We start from the raw sequence: 15,517 nt of genomic DNA on the forward strand, positions 1-15,517 counted from the left end.
ATAAGTAGACGCGCCCCCCGTTGTTTAAGCTAATTGATTTCGCCAAAAACCTTTTCTATCAAATCCTGCGCGGAGGCTTTCAGGATGTGCGAAATTGAAATTCTACACTAAATGCTTATTGGGCTGCGCCCTTATATTCACAAAAAACACCTTAACTCTCTGATGGTTGCCCCTACATCACTCTTGGATTGCGACAAATTGTCTCTCATTGAACTCGGGCGCAATAGCACAAACCGAACCTAAACACAGCATTAAATGCATGGACCGCTTGCTCGGTAATCACCCTCTAAATCGTGAATGTTTAGCCATATACCAATGGCATGCTCGGCAGATTTGCGGGGCTAATCTCATGCCTGTGGTGCTAGTAGGTTGGACTGATGTGCGTGAGCAATGACGCGTGATGACCTTACGTGCATCTATCTAATAAAAGGCCGCTCCATTACTTTGTATGAACGCACCTTCGAGTTCAACGATTACAATGCACCATGTAATCATCATCAGTTCCTATCTGAGCTAGCCAGTGTGTACACCGTTGATAGTGACGGATCGGGATACCGTAATACTTGGTTTAGGGAGGTGGCCTCTTATGGGTGGTATTGGTTGGGTAAGTTGCGGGGAGAAGTTTGTTATCAGCTCAGTGAACAATGGGAACTCACTAAAACGGTAAATTTAGCCGTTAATCGGCATGACAATAAATAATAGCAGTGGAATTACTTTAACAATTGGTGTTGCTGTCTCCATGTTTCTTATCATGGATGTCCATAGTCTTTCATAGTCTTGCTTTAACAATTGGTGTTGTTGTCTCCATGTTTTTTATCATGGATGTCCATAGTCTTGTTTTTTGCGTATTGACACTGCCTCTGGCTACCCCAAGCACTTCCGCTATCTGTGTGCGGTTGTAGCCACGCTTAAAGTGGTAGATAGCCATTAAGCGAATTTTTAATCTAGGATCTGAGGTTTTTTTTAAGAGTCGTTTCAGTTCATTATGTGTATGTATGCGGATAAGTACTTGAATGAGCGATAAACTATTAGATCAGATATTTAGCGCAATCGGTATAACAAGTCTCTGTCCCAAAGCGATATAGACAAACCTCGTAAATAAAAAAAGCGAACCATGCGGTTCGCTTTTTACGCGTTGCTGCCATTAAGTCACAAACTTAATGGCCCCAACGACAAGTAGCATATTTTAATATGCTTGTTGTCAGAACATTGCAGAAATTGATTCTTCATTGCTGACGCGTCGAATCGCTTCTGCGAGCATTGGCGCTAAAGATAATTGACGTACTTTTTCCAAATTACGCATTTCATCTGTTAATGGGATAGAGTCAGTAATAATGACTTCATCGAGTGCAGAATCGGTAATGTTTTTCGCGGCATTACCCGAGAATACTGGGTGAGTCGCATAGGCAAATACCCGCTTAGCACCTTTGGCTTTGAGTGCTGCAGCTGCTTGGCAAAGCGTACCGCCAGTATCGATCATATCATCAACCATGATGCAATCACGGCCATCGACATCACCAATAATGTTCATGACTTGAGCAACATTTGCACGCGGACGACGTTTGTCGATGATTGCTAAATCACTGTCATTAAGCATTTTCGCGACGGCGCGGGCGCGGACGACGCCACCGATATCGGGTGATACCACAACCGGTGACTCGAGGTTTCTATCTAACATGTCTTGCAATAGCACTGGGCTACCAAAGGCATTGTCGACAGGTACGTCGAAGAAGCCTTGAATTTGTTCTGCGTGAAGATCAACGGTTAGAACTCGGTCAACGCCGACACTTGATAGAAAATCAGCCACAACTTTGGCTGTAATTGGCACCCGTGCGCTGCGTGGGCGACGGTCTTGACGAGCGTAACCAAAGTAGGGGATTACCGCAGTAATACGACCCGCAGAGGCGCGACGTAGAGCGTCAACCATCACGATCAGCTCCATTACGTTGTCGTTGGTTGGAGCACAAGTGGATTGGATAACAAAGATGTCTCCACCACGAACATTTTCATTGATTTGTACACTAATCTCGCCATCACTGAATCGACCTACTGATATATCACCAAGAGTGGTATATAGGCGATCAGCAATACGTTGGGCAAGTTCGGGCGTGGCGTTACCGGCGAAGAGTTTCATGTCTGGCACGATGGAAACCTCAGATTTATCGGGTCAAAAGAGCGTTACGTTGTTTAATACCTAAGAAGACGGTTCCTTAAGTATCTACTGTGTTGTTGAGTGTTGTTTTGTGATTCAATTGCTGATGAAGCGGCGATTGATTACAGGCCTTACACACAAAGCCGGAAATATTCTTAGGACATTTCGCCAAAACTGACAAGGCTTCATGTTCCGTGTCGAAGGCGGCAAAAACGCAACTACCCGTTCCGGTCATCTTCGACGGCGCGTATTCTACCAACCAGCGAAGAGCTTGTGCAACCTCCGGATAAACTTTAGCCACAATTTCTTGGCAATCATTTTGCCAATCTGCGTTGGATAATTGTTGCCAACTTCTTTTGGGCGTATCTCTGGGTAAGTCTGGATGGCCAAATACACTTTCTGTCGCCACATGCACCTGAGGGTGCAGCACTAGATACCAAGGCTCTGAAATTTCGACGTTTTGCAGTTTTTCGCCAACCCCTTCTGCAAAGGCACTATGCCCATGAATAAAAATAGGCACATCGGCGCCCAGTTGCAAACCGAGTTGAGCTAAGTCTTCAATAGCAAGTTGACACCCCCACAGTTCATTTAATACCAATAGTGTGGTCGCAGCATTGGAGGAACCACCGCCAATGCCACCGCCCATCGGTAAATGCTTGTCTAAAGTGATGTCGACCCCTTGGGTGATCTGACAATGTTGCTGAAGTAGCCGGGCTGCTTTGACGACGAGATTGTCATCGGCAGGGAAGTCTAGTTTGCTGGTTAGTGAGATGCTGCCGTGTGGATTCGCAACAAAATACAGTTGGTCGCAATAGTCAATGAATTGAAACAGGGTTTGAAGTTCATGGTAACCGTTAGGAAGACGCCCATTTACATATAAAAATAAATTGAGTTTAGCGGGAGAGAGCCATGGGCCGCTGTTTATTTGTTTAGTCATGTATTTGCCATTGATGAATATTGAGTTTCAATAGAGTGCTTTTTGAGCGAATTTCCAGTTGGCGCGGTAAAGCAAGCTGTCCGTACTGAGCATAATTGAGGTAATTCACCTGCCAGTTATCGGCTGTCGTGAACGCGGCTAAACGATGCTGCGGATTTAATTGATAATCATTTTGAGTCGGGATCCCGAGTAACCAATTCGGTAATTGGGCGATGGGGACTTGCCAACCGGTTAGCTGCATGATTAGTTGTTGCGCATTGTCACCGAAATACTCTTGGTTTTTGGTTTTTACCCACACCTTGTGTGGCTGATAATGTAACTCGATGGCTTGGGTTCCCAAAGGGCCATTGAGTTTGAGAATGCTTTGCTCGCCATCCTGTTGCCAAGACAAATTTGCTGCTTGGCGCGAAGTTTCGCCAATAAAGGCGATCTTGCCACTGAGCTGCCAAGCTGTAAGTTGCTGGAGTTGGCTGAGATGTTGGTCCCACTCACTATTTTTAGTTGTAATTGGGGGCTGGATGGTACAGGCGCTGAGTGACACCGCGAGTACGATAAATAAGGCAAATTGGCGCACAATAGCTCCGGTCTTTTTTTGCAGTATAAAAGTTTGCATAGGTGACTGTAAATTACCTAAAAGCAAAGATGTGTTGTAAAAGCTCGATAAAAATAGTCTAACTGGCGGCGCTTTGCGATGGAGTTTCTTTTATTTAGCCCCTTATTCCCGTACAATTTCTCTTTTTACCCATAGGATACGGCGCAACAAAGCCCCACAGCGATGACCTTGTTAGTCTTAGGAATCAATCATAAATCTGCTCCCATTGGTTTGCGTGAACTTGTCGCGTTTAGCCCAGAGCAAGTCAACCAAGCCTTGAGTAAAGCAGTTGCAGAGCTTGGTGTTGAAATGGTGATCGTATCAACCTGCAATCGTACTGAACTCTATTGTCATTTAGGAGAAGTTGATAGTACCGATGTCATTAATTGGTTAATTTCTTATAAACAGTTGCCCGAACAAGAAATTATCTCTTGCTTCTATCAGCACCAGCATCAGCAGGCAGTCGCTCATTTAATGCGAGTTGCCAGTGGTTTAGATTCGCTGATTTTAGGTGAACCGCAAATTCTTGGGCAAATTAAACAAGCCTACAATGAATCACGTGAAGCCGGTGCCGTCGGCAGTGTATTAGAGCGCTGCTTTCAGCGTGCATTTTCGGTGGCGAAAGAGGTTAGAACCAATACCGATATTGGCGTGAACGCAGTCTCGGTGGCCTTTGCTGCAGTCAGTTTAGCCAAGCAAATCTTTGATGATTTAAGTGAATCTAAAGTGTTGTTGGTTGGTGCGGGCGAAACCATCGAACTGGTGGCAAAGCACTTGGTGGATAAAGGGGTGACGCATTTGATGGTGGCAAACCGAACGGTGTCACGCGCTAAATTGTTAGCTGAGCGATTTTCAGCCGATGCGATAACCTTAAATGACATCCCTTTGCACTTGGCTGACTTTGACATTGTGATTAGTTCTACAGCGAGTCCTTTACCGATTATTGGTAAAGGCATGGTGGAGAGTGCTTTGAAGAAACGTCGTTATCAACCGATGTTTTTAGTCGATATTGCGATCCCGCGAGATATTGAAGAGCAAGTTGGTGAGTTACGCGATGCCTATTTGTATAGTGTTGATGATTTGGAAGGCATCGTTGAGCAGAATATGGCATCACGCGCTCAGGCAGCAGAACAGGCTGAATTTATTGTTGAGACTCATAGCGAAACATTTATGGGCTGGTTACGGTCATTGGAATCGGTAACCACCATTCGTGATTATCGAAGTCATAGTGAGCGGGTCCGCGACGCCGCGGTAGAAAAAGCACTGGAGTCTTTAGCCAATGGCAAAGATCCAGCAATAGTGATCCGTGAAACAGCTTTCCAATTAACTAACAAGCTTATTCACGCCCCAACAGAGGCGATTAATAAGGCGGGACGTGATGGCCGCTTTGATGAATTGGCTGTGATACGAGAGGCCGTAGGCCTAACTAAATAACCTGATTATTGTCGATGCTTCGTTGCTAATCATGGTTGGCGAAGTATTGTATTTATAGAGAGAAAGCATGAAAGCGTCCATTATATCCAAGCTTGAGACCCTACAAGAGCGGTATCAAGAAGTTCAAGTATTGCTCGGTGAGCTAGAAGTTATTTCTGATCAGAACCGTTTTAGAGCCCTGAACAAAGAATACTCTCAACTAGAAGAGGTGGTGAACTGTTTTACCACTTACCAACAGGCACAAGAGAATTTTGATTCTGCCAACGAAATGTTGAACGATGACGATCCTGAAATGCGAGAAATGGCTGAGTTAGAAATCGCCGATGCCAAGCAAGAGATGGCGCGTTTAACCGACGAATTACAGTTATTATTGTTACCGCGGGATCCCAATGATTCACGAAGCGTATTTTTAGAGATCCGAGCTGGCGCGGGTGGTGATGAAGCGGCTATTTTTGCTGGCAATTTGTTCCGTATGTACAGTAAGTTTTCTGAAAATCAGGGCTGGCGGATGTCGATTGTATCAAGCAACGACAGTGAGCAAGGCGGTTATAAAGAGCTGATTGCAAAGATCGACGGTGAAGATGTATATGGTTTAATGAAATTCGAGTCTGGCGGACACCGGGTGCAACGGGTGCCTGAAACTGAGTCACAAGGCCGGATCCACACCTCTGCTTGTACCGTCGCAGTGATGCCGGAGATCCCTGAAGCCGAACAAATCGAAATTAATCCCGGTGATTTACGGATCGATACCTTCCGAGCTTCTGGCGCGGGGGGGCAGCACGTGAACAAGACTGACTCTGCGATTCGTATTACCCATATACCCAGTGGAGTGGTGGTGGAATGTCAGGAAGAGCGTTCTCAGCATAAGAACCGGGCCAAAGCGATGTCAGTATTGTCGGCTCGTTTACAGGCTGCAGAAGATGATAAACGTCGTGCAGAAGAAACCAGCATGCGTCGTGAGTTGGTTGCCAGTGGCGATCGGAGCGAGCGGATCCGCACCTATAACTATCCACAAGGTCGCGTGAGTGACCATCGTATTAACCTTACTTTATATCGCTTAAACGATATTATGGAAGGGGATTTATTAGCCTTACTCGACCCTATTTTACAAGAATTTCAGGCAGACCAACTCGCGGCCTTGGCAGATAATGACGCCTAAGCCACCAAGCATCGCGGAGGCTTTAAATTGGGCGAAGCAGACTCTATTTAGTGGTGAGTCTCCGCAGATTGATGCTCGCGTATTATTACAATATGTATTGCAATGTGAACCAGCATACCTGATGACTTGGCCTGAGCGTCACTTAACGCAAGCTCAATGGGATGATTATCAATATTGGGTATTTAAGCGCCAAGGGGGACAGCCAGTGGCTTATATTACTGGTTTACGTGAATTTTGGTCCTTACCTTTAAAAGTATCAGCGGCGACGCTCATTCCACGTCCCGACACTGAAGTTTTAGTTGAACTAAGCCTAAAGAAAGTCACTAACCAAGCCGATACAGAAATAGTTGACCTTGGTACAGGCACGGGGGCGATCGCTTTAGCAATTGCCAGTGAGTTGCCCTTGGCCAAAGTATATGCTTGTGATGTGCGTTTAGATGCGGTTGAACTAGCGCGTGAGAATGCTCAAGGTTTAGATTTAGAACGAGTTGATATAAGACAGGGTTCTTGGTTTAGTCCGTTTGAGGGGCAACGCTTTAATTTAATTGTGAGTAATCCACCCTATATTGACCCGCAAGACCCACATTTACAGCAAGGTGATGTGCGTTTTGAACCAAGCTCTGCACTTACTGCTGAGCTTCGAGGTTTGGCTGATATTCAGCATATCATTAGTTCTGCTCAGGCTTATTTAAAGCCGGGTGGGTGGCTGCTGTTAGAGCATGGTTTCGATCAAAAAGAAGCCATTCAGCAACGATTAACTGCTGAAGGTTTTGTACAAGTATTTACCGCGCAAGACTATGGTGGCATGGATAGAGTCAGTGGCGGTTGTTATCTCGTTTAGTTGGACGGGTTATAACATCGTCAGTTGGGTGACTGAACAATTAGCTAAAGGATAGGGATTGAGTGATTTTTCGCATTTTAGGTATTGAAGAAGAAATCGCTGGGCAATCTTTTGGGGAGGTCCGCAAGAGTTTGCATCGACTGTGGTTAGATTGGCTTAAGGTCAACCCTGTTGCGCAGGGCACCGCTCCGCGTTTTGAACAATTAAAGCAATTGTTCTACCAAGACTTAGGTTTTAGTGGTGATTGGCAAAGTTACTACCATAGTAACAATTTGTTGATTCATGATGTGCTAGAGCGGCGCAGTGGAAATGGCACGACTTTGTCCGTGTTATTTCATTATTTTGCTCGTAAATTAGAGCTAGAATGTCAGGCTATTGTATTTCCTGCGCAAACGATATTAGCCTTTAACATTGAAGGGCAGGGGGTATATTTTGATGCCTTTGCTGGAGAATCCAAAAGCTTGGCGCAGTTAGCGGTGATGCACCGTGGTTATAAGGGCAATTTGGCCAGTTTAATTAAGGAAAACCTGCAACCACTCTCTTCGGTAGAGATGACGCTACGCTGGTTAGCAGAGCTGAAGGCGGCTTGTTTACGGGAAGAACTATTTGAGATGGCCTTACGGACCTCTCAGGTTTTGCTGCGTTTAAAACCTGGTGATCCTCACGAAATGCGTGATCGCGGTTTTATTTACCAACAATTGGATTGCAATAGTGTTGCAATTAACGATTTTGAATATTTTATTGAGCAATGTCCCGATGATCCCTTATCGAAGATACTGAAGATGCAGATCAACACGATGGACGCTCAGCCTGCAATTTTGCATTAAGAGGAATAGCATGCAGCAACAAACGATTAATATTGGCGAAATTAAAGTCGCCAACGATGCACCCTTTACCTTATTCGCTGGGATGAATGTACTAGAATCTCGTGAATTGGCGATGCGCATCGCCGAGCATTTTGTGGAAGTCACCGACAAGCTTGGTATCCCCTATGTATTTAAAGCTTCGTTTGATAAAGCGAACCGCTCTTCTATTCATTCTTATCGTGGTCCTGGAATGGAGCAAGGTTTACGTTTACTCGAAGAGATCAAACAGCAGTTTGCTATTCCAGTGATCACCGATGTTCACGAAGTGGCGCAAGCGGCTCCTGTGGCGGCGGTCGCTGACGTGATTCAATTACCGGCATTCTTGGCCCGTCAAACAGATTTAGTGGAAGCGATGGCTCGCACGGGGGCGGTGATTAACGTTAAAAAACCGCAGTTTTTGAGCCCATCACAGATGGGAAATATTGTCGATAAATTTGCCGAATGTGGCAACAATCAGGTGATATTGTGTGAGCGGGGCAGTAACTTTGGTTATGACAATTTAGTCGTCGATACGCTGGGGTTTGGCATCATGAAGCAAGTGAGTCGAGGCGCACCCGTTATTTTGGATGTGACTCATGCCTTACAGTGTCGTGATCCTTTAGGTTCGGCTTCGGGTGGGCGTCGAGAACAGGTTGGAGACTTGGCTAAGGCAGGCATGGCGACGGGTTTAGCGGGGCTGTTTCTGGAGGCTCATCCTGATCCTGATGATGCTTTATGTGATGGGCCAAGTGCCTTGCCTTTATCGAAACTAGAACCTCTCCTTAAGCAAATTAAAGCGCTGGATGATTTGGTGAAGTCTTTCGACAATTTAGATACCCTCTCAAAATAAGAAATTTGTCGTTAATGGTAACTTTAAGTTTCCCTGAGCTTTTTCTCTTGTTAGGGTAAACTGAATAAGCTAGACGTATTCGCTAGGTCTAGCGACTTTGCTAAACAGATAAAATGGAAGTGATATGTTAAAAAAAGCCTTGCGCACCGCTTGTTTGGTCGTGACTTTGGGTTACCTAAGCGCTTGTGCTAGCACTTCAAGCCAGACGCCGAATACAGTTGTTCTTGCAACGCCATTACAGGTGAATTATCAATCAGAAGTTGCGCTGGCTCGCTTGGGACAAATGCTTAGTTCTGGTGAATATGATCAACAACAGATGGCGCAGCTATATTACGAACGAGGCATTGTATTTGATCGTGTTGGGCTACGAGCCTTAGCCCGCTTCGACTTTAATCGAGCCATTCAGTTAAAGCCCGACTTTGTCGAAGCGTATAACTTTCTGGGGGTTTACTTTACCTTAGCCGAAGAATTTGACAGTGCTTTTGAAAGCTTTGATTCGGCCTTGGAGCTTGAGCCAGATTATGCATTCGCTTACTTTTATCGCGGTTTAGCACTGAATTACGCAAATAAGCCAAAGTTGGCAGTGGTTGATGTTAAACGCTATGCTGCTCAGGCTCCCAATGATCCTTACCGCGTATTATGGCGTTATCTCATTCAATTAGAAGCGGGTGAAACAGACGCATTAACAACGCTACAAGCGGCTTTAGCTGAATACTCTAGCGAACAGGACTGGGGTTGGCAGATTGTTCGCCTCTACGCTGGCCAAATCGATCAACAGCAGTTTTTGGCCAGTACGATGGCTGGCGAAACGGATAATCGCGCTTTGGCGGAGCGGCTTTGTGAAGCATACTTCTATATGGCGAAGCTCGCACAACGGGCGGGGAATCAGACCTTGGCCAGCAGTTATTTCAAACTCTCTTTAGCGAATAACGTTTATGATTTTGTCGAACATCGTTTAGCTTTATTTGAGTTGCACCGCTATGAGAGCCAACCCTAACCGGCTCTCATTGAGCTTGTTTTAGTCTTGCTGGTGGCGGATCCCAGCAATTTGATGCCAGTAGCCATTGACACTATCCGGCGTAGGAAATCGTTCGGTAGTTTGGCTGCGGCGGCGAAAGGCTTCTAGGTGTTCGATACTATCTTCACCTAGTGGACTAATTCTCACGATATCGACCAAACCCTGCATACTTTGTTGGTCATTAATTAAGTCGTAACAATCTCCCGACATGGTTTGAATACCATTTAATACAAATAGTGGCTGGCCTTCTTGGCTATCGACGCGGCGTCCATTTGGGTAATTAATGCAGCAGGTTTCGCAGTTGTCTTTGCTTTTCCCCTCAGCCTGAGCGGTAAAACAACGGGCTGAATAAGCCAGTGGTAAATGCCCGTAAGCAAAGACCTCTATCTCAAAGCGTTCACGGATCCCCATTTCAATACATTCATTACTAAGTTTTTGTAGCCAATCTCGGGAAAGTTCAACGGGCATTACCCAGCGTTGCATTCCTTGGTCAAGCAATACTTTCAGCGCATAGCCATTGTAAATATTAACCGCAGGACCGCAGACGAAAGGCAAACTGGCTCTATGTGCTTCTTCGATGGCACTAAAGTCATTTGCTTCGATTAAAAAATCGCCATTACTGACTAATTTTTGAAGTTGTTTAATCTCTGAAGGTGCTTCTAACAAAGCCATGGTCGATATTACAACTTGTTTGCCAGCGAAGCTGAGTTGTTTCGCTAAGTCTAGCCAGTCTTGTACCTTCATATTGCGTCGTTTGCTACATACGGTTTCGCCGAGATAGACAATGTCGGCGCTGCTGGCCTTGGCTAGATGATAGAACTCTTCAATTTGTTGGTTGGGCCAATAATATAGAATTGGTCCTAGTGCATATTTCATATGGTACCTATCCTTTATTGCCAAGCTTTTTGGTAAGCACCCAAAGTGGTTTGGCTGCCTTCAGATAAATTAGCTAATTGACTCATCCAGTGGCTTTTCGCGGAAAAACTCTCTGGGTTTGCTTTAAAGCTATCGATTGCTTCTCGCCACACTTGGGTCACTTGAGCGACATAGGCGGGACTACGTTGGCGCCCCTCTATTTTTACAGCGGCTATATTGGCGGCGAATAACTCTGGAATCAGTTCAATGGTATTGAGGCTGGTGGGTTCCTCTAAGGCATGATAACGCTGTCCGTCTACATCAAAACGCCCCTTACATAAGGTGGGGTAGCCGGCGGTTTCATTCGGAGCATAGCGGTCAATCAGAATGTTGTTTAGCCTAGACTCTAAGCCCTGTTCGGTTTCTTGCCAACGGACATAAGAAGCGGGTGAACAGGCTCCAACGGTATTGGGCGATTCTCCGGTTAAATAGGAGGACAAATAACAGCGACCTTCTGCCATGACACAAAGGCTACCAAAAGCAAATACTTCCAGCTCCATATCTGGGCAAGCTCTCGAGAGTTGTTTGACCTGATGGATGGATAATACTCGTGGTAGCACAACACGTTTTACCGCAAAGTTACGTTGATAAAAAGCGATGGCCGAAGCATTGGTTGCCGAGGCCTGCACCGAGAGGTGAACTTCTAGGTCTGGGTACTGTTGCTTCGCATATTCGAGCAAACAAATGTCGGCTAGAATGACGGCGTCAGCGCCGATATCAACGGCGCGGTCAATGGCTGAGAACCAAAGATGTTGCTGTTGTGGATGTGCAAAAGTATTAATCGCAATATGTAATTTACGCCGATGTTGCTTTAAGTAGTCGACCGCTTTATCAAGCTTCTTTCCTTCAAAGTTTAAACCAGCAAAATGGCGAGCATTAGTGGCGTCTTTAAAGCCAATATAGATAGCGTCGGCGCCGTGATCCACCGCCGCTTTAACTGCAGGTAAAGAGCCTGCAGGGCAAAGTAATTCCATAGGTCCCTCTCAAGAGATTTTTTGTTATTTTACTGGTCTTAGTTATTCAGGATATTGACTCAGAGCAGGTTTGATGTTGGCAAAGTTGAGTAAACTGAATCACTTATCTGCTCGATCTATTGTTTATATATGAGGAAATGAAGTGCTGGATAGCTTGAAACAATCTTTAGTGAAAGACATGCCCAAAATATTGAGCATTCCTGTGAAGTTCTGTCCTTTTGCTGTGCAAGGCTTGGTTTTAGAGAAAGCGCTAGCCCTTGCTTTTGCGGAAGCAATTGAAGAAGGCGATCTTGATTTTTTGCTACAACGTTGGTTGAAGCTTGAAGTGACCGATCTAAATGCTAGCTGGTTTGTCACTTTTCAACAGGGAAAATTGCGGGTTCAAGCGAATGCGCCTCAAATTGATGTCAGTTTTTCTGGTCAGCTTAATGAATTTGTATTGCTCATGGGACGCCAAGAAGATCCAGATACATTATTTTTTCAACGCCGCTTAAAAATAGAAGGTGATACCGAGCTCGGTTTAGAACTTAAAAATTTACTGGACAACTTAGACTTTGACAGCCTGCCCGCATGGCTTAGCGAAGGCTTGAAAAAAAGTGCCGGCATGGTGCTGCAATATCATAGCGCGTAACAGGGTTTGCGATTTAACCAGCCATTTGGTGCTTTTTAAATGGTCACTATAAAGTAGCTAGCAGAATCCTTGTGCTTATTTCTCCTTAGGAAACACGGCAATTCGGGTCTGTTTGCTCTTGGTATGCTTCTGCTGGCGGTGATTCAAATTCATTTATCTCAATAAAACTGAACATAAAAAATCATTCGCTGCCAGGTTTCTATCGCTTAAATCTCTCAAATTGTTGTTGGATTTGTTGATAAAGTTCTGTGGTCCATGGGGGTAAGTGATCTGGTACTGGAAACAGCGGCAATAGCCTTGGATCGTGCGGGGCGATAACCACTGAACTATTGCCGGGGCCAATACGTTCCACCAAGATAAATAAATCTTCGATATTTTGATCGCCGATGGCTAAACAGCCGATTGATGACGCTTTGCCATGAATAAAAATGTTTGAACCGGGCTGCTTGCGTTGTTCCAACTTTGCTTTGGCAAGATCGAAACTATTAGGGTAGTTCAGTTTCATCGAAAGATGAAATTGACTATTCGGGTTTAGAGCCTCAATCTGATAGATCCCCTCGGGGACTTGCAAGTCCCCTTCTCGAAGCTTTGGCCCTGCCGTGCCACTCGCATGTCGGATCCAATAAGTATGAATAAAGTGATAACCCTCCCCACTGTCGGCCCATAGCTCTAAGCGTCGTGAACGTTTGCTCGTCAATAAGGTGATTTTTTGCGGCGGGTAATCGACTTTAGCGGCGACAAATAGCGGTAATAAACGCTTTAGACTATCGTTATGGTAGGCCTTTATAGCCTGACTAATGGAGCGTTTTCCTGCTAAGTGCTGAGTCGAGTTTGGCCATGTAGCAGCCATTATAGAAAAACAATAGCCACCAAGGAGGGCATAAAAGCATAGTCGAATGAAACTCAAAGGTGAATGCTCGGTAGATTGCTGAGGCTGCAGTGTACTTGTTGTTTTGTCTTCTGACTAGCGTTGCCATGTTGGCTGCTGGTTGAATTTGCTGACTAGGCAAGTCGTGAAAATGAGAAATTTGGGGATTGGGATGAAATACAGGATTAAGTTACTCATTGCTTGTTCTCTATTCACGAGTATTCAGCTACAAGCTCATACATTGGAAGAGCTGAGTTACATGAGTGAAGACTTTTTCCCTTACAACTATGTTGAACAGCAACAGCCGCAAGGTTTTGCTGTGGAACTGTTAAGTTTGGTATTTCAGCAATTGGGTAGCCCGCTCCCAGAGATCCAGTTTTTACCTTGGAAACGGGCATACGCAAAACTGCAGCAACTGCCTTATACGGTGTTATTTTCAACTATTAAAACTGCCCAGCGAGAGTCAAAATTTAAATGGGCTTGTCCAATTAACATCGGTCAGGCCAATTTATATGCACTGAATGACAGCAAAATTGAGATCACGGCGTTGGCGGATTTAGCGAATTATAAAGTTGCATTACTCAGCGGTCAGTCGATCCATGCTTATCTAAATGATGCTGGCCTACAGCATAATATCGTGGCGATTAAGACGATTGAGCAAGCATTTAAATTATTAGCGCTACGCCGAGTTGATTTGTTGGCTCTGGTCTCGGAGCACATCGACCCACATGAACTAAGCTTCAAACAAGTCTATAGTTTGTTCGATAATGAATACTGTTATGCTTTTCATCCATCGGTGAGTGAGCCCGAATTACGACGCTTTCAACGAGCCTTGCAGTTAGTCGTCAGCTCTGCGAGTTATCAAAAGCTCTACCAAAAGTATTTTAAGTAGTTGCCTTATGGTTGGTTCCGACTTTAGTCGTAGGCTCGTGTTAATAACTTGTTAATTTGCAACTTGTTCATTAGCATGATTATTCGCTCGCTTGAAGATGGCGGGTGCCATAGAAATTCATCGAGAGCTGCTGATAATTGGCGTGATTAAGGCGTCGAGAGCTTTGAGTCGTTGATGACGCACGCTTAAATCAGCAAGTTGTAGGCTAGGGCTGAGTTTTCATCGTTTAGATATTCAGGATCAAGGGTTCGCGTGGTCGTAGAACCTTTACTAAGGAGAGTAAATCATGGCTTATTGGCTAAAAAGTTTATTACTACTGACAACAATGCTCGGTGTAACAGCGCAAGCGGACACCGCTAAAAACTACTTGTTGGCAACTGCGAGTACCGGAGGAACCTATTATCCGGTGGGGGTCGCATTGGCAACCCTAACTAAGGTGAAGATCCAACCGACCCATAAAGTGAGTGTTTCTGCGATTAATTCTGCTGGTTCAGCGGAGAACATTAAGTTATTGCGTGATAAAGAAGCTCAGTTTGCCATCTTACAGGGGCTCTATGGTTCCTATGCGGTTAATGGGAGTGGTCCTCTTGAACAACAAGGAAAGCAAACTCATCTGCGCTCTATTACTATGTTATGGCAGAATGTTGAGCAATTTGTTATTCAAAAGCAATACGCGAAAACAGGGGATATTAGCGACCTACTAGCATTAACTGGAAAGACACTCGCCTTGGGTAAGAAAAACTCCGGAACTATTGGCTCGAACCGTTTTCTACTGGGGCATCTTGGGGTTGATATTGATAGCCAAATGAAACTTTTTTCTGCAGGTTATGGCCCCTCTGCGGAAGCGCTACAAAATGGCCAAGTAGTCGGCATTAACACGCCGGCAGGGGCTCCTACCGGGGCTATCACTAAGTTATTTGCCGCAGCGGCGAAAGATGTTGTACCGCTGGATATTAGCGATGAGCAAATGCAGCAGGCAAATGGGGGCCTGGGTTTATGGACTCGGTATGTGATACCCGCAGGCACCTACCCGAATCAGGCAAAGGACTGGAATACCATTGCGCAACCGAATTTTTTAGCGGTACATGCTGACGTGGATGAAGAATTTGTTTATTTGTTGACCAAAACGATTTACGAAAACTTGGCTTTTTTACAGGCGATCCATAAAGCAACCCTCGCCATGTCGTTAGAAAAAGCGCTGGCAGGTTTGCCTGCTCCACTTCATCCCGGTGCGGCACGTTACTATCGCGAACAGGGGATTCAAATTCCCGATAACTTGGTGGCGAAATAAGCGCTTGTTTTGGCTTAACAAGTCAGTGAGTTTGCTTGTTAAGCCTCTCCATATCATAAGACCAAGCCGAATCACCGATAGAAAGGGCTTCAAATATTCAGTGCGAAGGCCTCTCGTG

At 45.2% G+C, this 15,517-nt stretch carries 16 protein-coding genes and 1 pseudogene; 10 read left to right on the forward strand and 7 right to left on the reverse strand.

The genetic code is table 11. From position 1 onward, the window contains the following. Positions 1–111: 111 nt before the first annotated feature. A pseudogene (locus ACRRSX_RS08190) lies at positions 112–666 on the forward strand (IS4 family transposase); the annotation flags it as partial. Positions 667–769: 103 nt separating this feature from the next. Here the strand turns inward: ACRRSX_RS08190 and ACRRSX_RS08195 are convergent. From ACRRSX_RS08195 to lolB, 4 genes are all read right to left on the reverse strand, one after another. Next, positions 770–928 carry a hypothetical protein gene (locus ACRRSX_RS08195; protein ID WP_432453696.1) on the reverse strand — a complete coding sequence of 53 codons (159 nt, stop codon included), beginning with the start codon at positions 926–928 and terminating at the stop codon, positions 770–772. 273 nt (positions 929–1,201) lie between these two features. After that, complete coding sequence (locus ACRRSX_RS08200) at positions 1,202–2,143, reverse strand: ribose-phosphate pyrophosphokinase (protein WP_432453695.1); 942 nt, start codon at positions 2,141–2,143, stop codon at positions 1,202–1,204. A 67-nt stretch (positions 2,144–2,210) separates the two neighbouring features. Beyond that, on the reverse strand, positions 2,211–3,089 hold the full coding sequence (ispE, locus tag ACRRSX_RS08205; protein ID WP_432453694.1) for a 4-(cytidine 5'-diphospho)-2-C-methyl-D-erythritol kinase: 879 nt from the start codon (positions 3,087–3,089) through the stop codon (positions 2,211–2,213). After that, on the reverse strand, positions 3,082–3,702 hold the full coding sequence (gene lolB / locus ACRRSX_RS08210; protein WP_432453693.1) for a lipoprotein insertase outer membrane protein LolB: 621 nt from the start codon (positions 3,700–3,702) through the stop codon (positions 3,082–3,084). Before lolB ends, ispE begins: the two co-directional genes overlap by 8 nt. Positions 3,703–3,864: 162 nt before the next feature. Here lolB and hemA point away from each other — a divergent pair, with 162 nt between their 5' ends. From hemA to nlpI, 6 genes are all read left to right on the forward strand, one after another. Then, a complete protein-coding gene (hemA, locus tag ACRRSX_RS08215) occupies positions 3,865–5,115 on the forward strand; it encodes a glutamyl-tRNA reductase (RefSeq protein ID WP_432453692.1) in 1,251 nt (416 codons plus the stop codon). Between the two features lie 67 nt (positions 5,116–5,182). Then, a complete protein-coding gene (gene prfA, locus ACRRSX_RS08220; RefSeq protein ID WP_432453691.1) occupies positions 5,183–6,274 on the forward strand; it encodes a peptide chain release factor 1 in 1,092 nt (363 codons plus the stop codon). Beyond that, on the forward strand, positions 6,264–7,115 hold the full coding sequence (prmC, locus tag ACRRSX_RS08225; RefSeq protein WP_432453690.1) for a peptide chain release factor N(5)-glutamine methyltransferase: 852 nt from the start codon (positions 6,264–6,266) through the stop codon (positions 7,113–7,115). The genes prfA and prmC overlap by 11 nt, the downstream gene beginning before the upstream one ends. Positions 7,116–7,177: 62 nt before the next feature. Then, positions 7,178–7,942, forward strand: coding sequence for a SirB1 family protein (locus ACRRSX_RS08230; RefSeq protein WP_432453689.1), 765 nt, complete (start codon positions 7,178–7,180; stop codon positions 7,940–7,942). A gap of 10 nt (positions 7,943–7,952) precedes the next feature. Then, a complete protein-coding gene (gene kdsA, locus ACRRSX_RS08235; protein ID WP_432453688.1) occupies positions 7,953–8,810 on the forward strand; it encodes a 3-deoxy-8-phosphooctulonate synthase in 858 nt (285 codons plus the stop codon). A gap of 124 nt (positions 8,811–8,934) precedes the next feature. After that, entirely contained in the window at positions 8,935–9,807 is an 873-nt protein-coding gene (nlpI, locus tag ACRRSX_RS08240; protein WP_432453687.1) for a lipoprotein NlpI, read from the forward strand. Positions 9,808–9,828: 21 nt separating this feature from the next. Here the strand turns inward: nlpI and ACRRSX_RS08245 are convergent, their stop codons facing one another. After that, entirely contained in the window at positions 9,829–10,704 is an 876-nt protein-coding gene (locus tag ACRRSX_RS08245; RefSeq protein ID WP_432453686.1) for a U32 family peptidase, read from the reverse strand. A 14-nt stretch (positions 10,705–10,718) separates the two neighbouring features. Continuing rightward, positions 10,719–11,717: a ubiquinone anaerobic biosynthesis protein UbiU gene (gene ubiU / locus ACRRSX_RS08250; RefSeq protein ID WP_432453685.1), complete on the reverse strand. Its 999-nt coding sequence runs from the start codon at positions 11,715–11,717 to the stop codon at positions 10,719–10,721. Positions 11,718–11,859: 142 nt separating this feature from the next. Here ubiU and ubiT point away from each other — a divergent pair, with 142 nt between their 5' ends. Continuing rightward, the gene (ubiT, locus tag ACRRSX_RS08255; protein ID WP_432453684.1) at positions 11,860–12,348 is read left to right on the forward strand and encodes a ubiquinone anaerobic biosynthesis accessory factor UbiT; all 489 of its coding nucleotides are present in this window, start codon (positions 11,860–11,862) and stop codon (positions 12,346–12,348) included. Between the two features lie 199 nt (positions 12,349–12,547). Here ubiT and ACRRSX_RS08260 read toward each other — a convergent pair whose 3' ends face one another. Further along, a complete protein-coding gene (locus tag ACRRSX_RS08260) occupies positions 12,548–13,198 on the reverse strand; it encodes a L,D-transpeptidase family protein (RefSeq protein WP_432453683.1) in 651 nt (216 codons plus the stop codon). 190 nt (positions 13,199–13,388) lie between these two features. Between ACRRSX_RS08260 and ACRRSX_RS08265 the strand changes: the two genes are divergently transcribed. After that, the gene (locus tag ACRRSX_RS08265; protein ID WP_432453682.1) at positions 13,389–14,108 is read left to right on the forward strand and encodes a substrate-binding periplasmic protein; all 720 of its coding nucleotides are present in this window, start codon (positions 13,389–13,391) and stop codon (positions 14,106–14,108) included. Positions 14,109–14,394: 286 nt separating this feature from the next. Then, entirely contained in the window at positions 14,395–15,399 is a 1,005-nt protein-coding gene (locus ACRRSX_RS08270) for a TAXI family TRAP transporter solute-binding subunit (protein WP_432453681.1), read from the forward strand. Positions 15,400–15,517: the final 118 nt, after the last annotated feature.

Origin of the sequence: Agarivorans sp. QJM3NY_30, from assembly GCF_050870855.2 — a bacterium.
Taxonomy (GTDB): domain Bacteria; phylum Pseudomonadota; class Gammaproteobacteria; order Enterobacterales; family Celerinatantimonadaceae; genus Agarivorans.

Excerpts from the sequence above, each read along its gene's own strand:
- prfA (WP_432453691.1), top strand. The coding sequence starts at position 5,183 with ATGAAAGCGTCCATTATATCCAAGCTTGAGACCCTACAAGAGCGGTAT.
- ispE (WP_432453694.1), bottom strand. The coding sequence starts at position 3,089 with ATGACTAAACAAATAAACAGCGGCCCATGGCTCTCTCCCGCTAAACTC.
- nlpI (WP_432453687.1), top strand. The coding sequence starts at position 8,935 with ATGTTAAAAAAAGCCTTGCGCACCGCTTGTTTGGTCGTGACTTTGGGT.
- hemA (WP_432453692.1), top strand. The coding sequence starts at position 3,865 with ATGACCTTGTTAGTCTTAGGAATCAATCATAAATCTGCTCCCATTGGT.
- prmC (WP_432453690.1), top strand. The coding sequence starts at position 6,264 with ATGACGCCTAAGCCACCAAGCATCGCGGAGGCTTTAAATTGGGCGAAG.
- lolB (WP_432453693.1), bottom strand. The coding sequence starts at position 3,702 with ATGCAAACTTTTATACTGCAAAAAAAGACCGGAGCTATTGTGCGCCAA.
- ACRRSX_RS08265 (WP_432453682.1), top strand. The coding sequence starts at position 13,389 with ATGAAATACAGGATTAAGTTACTCATTGCTTGTTCTCTATTCACGAGT.
- ACRRSX_RS08270 (WP_432453681.1), top strand. The coding sequence starts at position 14,395 with ATGGCTTATTGGCTAAAAAGTTTATTACTACTGACAACAATGCTCGGT.
- ACRRSX_RS08195 (WP_432453696.1), bottom strand. The coding sequence starts at position 928 with ATGGCTATCTACCACTTTAAGCGTGGCTACAACCGCACACAGATAGCG.
- ACRRSX_RS08245 (WP_432453686.1), bottom strand. The coding sequence starts at position 10,704 with ATGAAATATGCACTAGGACCAATTCTATATTATTGGCCCAACCAACAA.
- kdsA (WP_432453688.1), top strand. The coding sequence starts at position 7,953 with ATGCAGCAACAAACGATTAATATTGGCGAAATTAAAGTCGCCAACGAT.
- ubiU (WP_432453685.1), bottom strand. The coding sequence starts at position 11,717 with ATGGAATTACTTTGCCCTGCAGGCTCTTTACCTGCAGTTAAAGCGGCG.
- ACRRSX_RS08260 (WP_432453683.1), bottom strand. The coding sequence starts at position 13,198 with ATGGCTGCTACATGGCCAAACTCGACTCAGCACTTAGCAGGAAAACGC.